We start from the raw sequence: 3,227 nt of genomic DNA, 5'->3' as shown, positions 1-3,227 counted from the left end.
CTTCCCCCTCCAGCCCCCGCGCACCGCCCGCGAACTTCTCGCCGACCACATCACCGCGATGGTCTGCTGCGCGGCGATGGACACCGCGGGCGCCGTCCCCGGTCTGGACTGGCTCGACGGCCCGGTCCTGCTCGTCGGCGGCGAGCGGGCCGCGGACCTGTCCCCCCAGGTCCTGGCCCTGATCGAGGACGGCGACCCCGCGGCCCTGCGGCTGTGGCTGGCCCGGCAGGGGATACGCCCGGAGAAGCCGGTACGGCTCGTCTGAGCGGACGCCCGCCCACCCGCGTGGAGCTCACCCTTCCGCTTTCGGTCAATTCGAAACGAACGGTGACGGAGTACGCGCCCAATGTGATGTGCTTGGACCGTTCGCGTTCCCTGGCAAGGGCGTGTGACATACGACAAGCACATAACTGTCGACGGGCACCACCCGCCAGACGACGGCCGAACGGCACCACGCGCCACACCGCCACCGGGGTACGAGGGAGGGGAGCGGTCATGGGTTCGGAACGCATCCGCCGCTGGGAGTCGGGAGCACTGGCGCACGCCGTGAACGACCCCTTCGGGCAGGGCCCCCTTCCGTGGCTGCGCGGCAGCGAGACGTACTTCGGCGACACCGGCCAGGTCGTCCCCTGGTACGTGGACCCGGAACCGCCCGAGCCCACCGCCCGCCTCCCGCGGCAGGGCACGCCCAGGGTCCCGGCCCCGCGCTCCTCCGGCGGCCCCCGCGCCTCCGACGACGTGCGCCGCCAGATCAAGGGCTTCGCCTCCACGGGCGGGGTCGCCCCCGGCGAGGCCATCGACTTCCACGTCACCGTCGACCCGCCCCAGGAGTTCGGCGTCGACGTCTACCGCATCGGCCACTACGGCGGCGACGGCGCCACCAAGATCACCTCCAGCCCCCGCCTCTCCGGCATCGTGCAGCCCCCGCCGCTCACCGCCGACCGCACCGTCTCCTGCCACCACTGGTGGCTGTCCTGGCGGCTGCCGATCCCGTCGTACTGGAGCGTCGGCGCGTACGTCGCCGTCCTCACCACGGCTGACGGCTACCGCTCGCACATCCCGTTCACGGTCCGCGACGACCGCCCCGCCGACCTGCTCCTGGTGCTGCCCGACGTCACCTGGCAGGCGTACAACCTCTACCCGGAGGACGGCCGCACCGGCGCCAGCCTCTACCACGCCTGGGACGAGGAGGGCCGCCTGCTCGGCGAGGCCGGCGCCGCCACCACCGTCTCCTTCGACCGCCCGTACGCGGGCGCCGGCCTCCCGCTGCACGTCGGTCACGCCTACGACGTGATCCGCTGGGCCGAGCGCTACGGCTACGACCTCGCCTACGCCGACGCCCGGGACCTGCACGCCGGCGGCGTCGACCCCACCCGCTACCGGGGCCTGATCTTCCCGGGCCACGACGAGTACTGGTCGCAGCCCATGCGCGGCGCCGTGGAACGCGCCCGCGACCACGGCACCTCCCTGGTCTTCCTCTCCGCCAACACCCTGTACTGGCAGGTCGAGCTGGCCCCCTCCCCGGCCGGCCCCGACCGCCTGCTGACCTGCCGCAAGCGCAAGGGCCCGGGCAAACCGGTGCTGTGGCGGGAGATCGACCGCGCCGAGCAGCAGCTGCTCGGCATCCAGTACGCCGGCCAGGTCCCCGAGCCGCACCCGCTGATCGTCCGCAACGCCGACCACTGGATGTGGGAGGCGACCGGCGCGCACGAGGGCGAGGCCCTCGAGGGGATGGTCGCGGGCGAGGCCGACCGCTACTTCCCGCGCACCCCGCTGCCCGAGCACGAGGAGCGCGTCCTGCTCGCGCACTCCCCGTACACCGACCGCGAGGGCGCCCGGCGGCACCAGGAGACGTCCCTCCACCGGGCCCCCTCCGGCGCCTGGGTGTTCGCCTCCGGCACCTTCGCCTGGTCCCCGGCCCTGGACCGCCCCGGCCACGTCGACCCCCGGATCCAGCGCGCCACCGCCAACCTCCTCGACCGCATCTGCAAACGCGACTGACCCGCCGGGCGGCGCACCCCCGCGTCCCGTGCCCCGCACCGCCCCCTGGCCGAGACCGTTCGCCCCGTGCGGGAGAATCGACGTATTGGACAGAACCACGGGGAGGAACCGTGTCCGGATTCGTCGAAAAGCCCGAGCCGATCCAGGTTCCGGGCCTGGTGCACCTGCACACCGGAAAGGTGCGCGAGCTGTACCGGAACGAGGCGGGCGACCTCGTGATGGTCGCCAGCGACCGCATCTCCGCCTACGACTGGGTGCTGCCGACCGAGATCCCCGACAAGGGCCGCGTCCTCACCCAGCTCTCCCTGTGGTGGTTCGACCAGCTCGCCGACCTGCTCCCGCACCACGTCCTGAGCACCGAGGTCCCGGCCGGCGCCCCGGACGACTGGGCGGGCCGCACCCTGGTGTGCAAGTCCCTGAACATGGTCCCCGTGGAGTGCGTGGCCCGCGGCTACCTCACCGGCTCGGGCCTGGCCGAGTACAACGAGTCCCGCACGGTCTGCGGCCTCGCCCTCCCCGAGGGCCTGGTGGACGGCTCGGAGCTGCCCGCCCCGATCTTCACCCCGGCCACCAAGGCCGCCGTGGGCGAGCACGACGAGAACGTCTCCTACGAGGAGGTCGCCCGCCAGGTCGGCGCGGACACCGCGGCCCGACTGCGCCAGGCGACCCTGGCCGCCTACTCCCGCGCCCGCGACGTCGCCCGCGAGCGGGGGATCATCCTCGCGGACACCAAGTTCGAGTTCGGCTTCGACGGCGAGAGCCTGGTCATCGCGGACGAGGTGCTCACCCCGGACTCCTCCCGCTTCTGGCCGGCCGAGCAGTGGGAGCCGGGTCGCGCGCAGCCGTCGTACGACAAGCAGTACGTGCGGGACTGGCTGACGTCCGCCGAGTCCGGCTGGGACCGCAGGGGCGAGCAGCCCCCGCCGCCGCTGCCCCGGCAGGTCGTGGACGCGACCCGGGCCAAGTACGTGGAGGCCTACGAGCGGCTGACGGGCACCGCCTGGAGTTGAGCGCCCGAGGAGACGCGTCCGGCGGGACGCGCCCGACGAGGCGCGACCGCCGGACGAAGCGCGAACGCCCGACGGGCGGGAGCACACGGCGGGCGGGAACACACGACGAAGGCCCCGGTCGATGACCGGGGCCTTCGGTTCCGAGCGGACGACGAGGCTCGAACTCGCGACCTCAACCTTGGCAAGGTTGCGCTCTACCAACTGAGCTACGTCCGC

At 73.3% G+C, this 3,227-nt stretch carries 2 protein-coding genes, 1 tRNA gene and 1 pseudogene; 3 read left to right on the top strand and 1 reads right to left on the bottom strand.

Annotation, left to right across the window (positions count from 1 at the left end; all coding sequences use genetic code 11):
- From B7L92_RS28175 to B7L92_RS28165, 3 genes and pseudogenes are all read left to right on the top strand, one after another.
- Window positions 1–265 (top strand): annotated as a pseudogene (locus B7L92_RS28175) (hypothetical protein); the annotation flags it as partial.
- Window positions 266–495: 230 nt separating this feature from the next.
- Complete coding sequence (locus tag B7L92_RS28170; RefSeq protein ID WP_081240189.1) at window positions 496–2,001, top strand: N,N-dimethylformamidase beta subunit family domain-containing protein; 1,506 nt, start codon at window positions 496–498, stop codon at window positions 1,999–2,001.
- A gap of 110 nt (window positions 2,002–2,111) precedes the next feature.
- A complete protein-coding gene (locus B7L92_RS28165) occupies window positions 2,112–3,011 on the top strand; it encodes a phosphoribosylaminoimidazolesuccinocarboxamide synthase (protein ID WP_016825565.1) in 900 nt (299 codons plus the stop codon).
- Between the two features lie 143 nt (window positions 3,012–3,154).
- On the opposite strand, the gene B7L92_RS28160 is transcribed toward B7L92_RS28165, so the two are convergent.
- A tRNA-Gly gene (locus B7L92_RS28160) sits at window positions 3,155–3,227 on the bottom strand.

The sequence above is a fragment of the Streptomyces viridosporus genome, from assembly GCF_002078235.1.
GTDB classification, from domain to species: Bacteria; Actinomycetota; Actinomycetes; order Streptomycetales; family Streptomycetaceae; genus Streptomyces; species Streptomyces viridosporus.
The sequence above is the reverse complement of the archived record's forward strand: the minus strand, read 5'-3'. Positions and strand labels throughout refer to the sequence as shown.